Genomic DNA, 1,232 nt, shown 5'->3' with positions numbered 1-1,232 from the left:
CCGCTCGCCTGCACGCTCGTGATCCAGCAGACCTGCGTAGTAGTCGACCGTGGGCATCGATTGCGGATCGGTGAAGTGCTTGGTCAGTACCTGCCCCAGTACCGTGCGCGCGGCTTCGCCTTCGCCGTTGATGAGGATGACGATCCCCGTGCGCTGGTCGGGCAGCAGGATGACGGACGAGTACATGCCGGCCAGCGTGCCGGTGTGCGCAACCTTCCACGCCCCATCCACGTCCGACAGGCGCCAGCCATAGCCATAGGCCGAGACATGGGTGTTGTCCCACGCGCGCATGCGCGCGCTCACCGGCATGGGCATGTGCGCGGTCCACACGGCCTTGCGCTGTACCGGCGACAGCCACGCAGGCGCCGCATCCGGCGATAACCACATGCGCATCCACGCCAGCATGTCATCGAGGCTGCAGCGGATGCCGCCGGCCGCCATCGACGTGACGTTGGGGACGATGTCGCCGTCCTCGCGGATGACACGGTTGCCCTGCGGCGTGCGCATATGCGGTTGCGCCACGTTGCCGACTTCGGTCCGGTTCCACTCGCCCACCTGGCAGCGCGACAGGCCGAGCGGCTGGAACAGTTCGCGCTTCACCAGTTCCTCGTACGACGCACCGCCTGCGGCGGCCGCGACCTCACCCGCCACGACGTACAGCAGGTTGTCGTAGGCATAGTCGGCGCGAAAGCTGTGCGTGGGCTTCAGATGTTGCAGGCCTGCAATGATGTCGGCGCGGGTGAAGCGGTTCGGTTCGGGCCACAGCATCAGGTCGCCGGCACCCAGGCCCAGGCCGCTGTTGTGGATCAGCAGGTCCCGCACCTGCATCTGCTGCGTGACCCACGGGTCGTGCATGCGGAACTGCGGCAGGTGCTTGATGACCGGGTCGTCCCACTTCAGCCTGCCGGCATCGACCAGGCGCGCGAGCACGCCCGCCGTCATCGCCTTGCTGTTGGACGCGATCTTGAACAGCGTGTCGTTGTCGATCTTCCCGCCGCCACCGGCCTCCCGTTCGCCGAGCGTACGGGTGTAGACGATGTCGCCATCGCGGATGACGCCCACCGCCAATCCGGGCAACCGATATCGCTCGAAGGTCTGTTCCACCGCGATGTCGAAGGCATCGTTGGCGGGTGCCGCATGCGCGACGGGCGCCAGCAGCGCAAGGCAGACAAGGACGTGCTTCATGGCGTGATTCGGGTTCCGCGTTACCGCAGGCCTCGCATCCTGCAAAC

At 66.6% G+C, this 1,232-nt stretch carries 1 protein-coding gene; it reads right to left on the bottom strand.

What is annotated here, in order from left to right; genetic code table 11:
* On the bottom strand, window positions 1-1,185 hold a 1,185-nt coding region (locus tag AC04L7_RS19025; RefSeq protein ID WP_475513749.1), incomplete at its 3' end, for a serine hydrolase domain-containing protein.
* Between the last annotated feature and the right edge of the window lie 47 nt (window positions 1,186-1,232).

The organism is Pseudoxanthomonas sp. LjRoot204_2, from assembly GCF_056175765.1.
The sequence above is the reverse complement of the archived record's forward strand: the minus strand, read 5'-3'. Positions and strand labels throughout refer to the sequence as shown.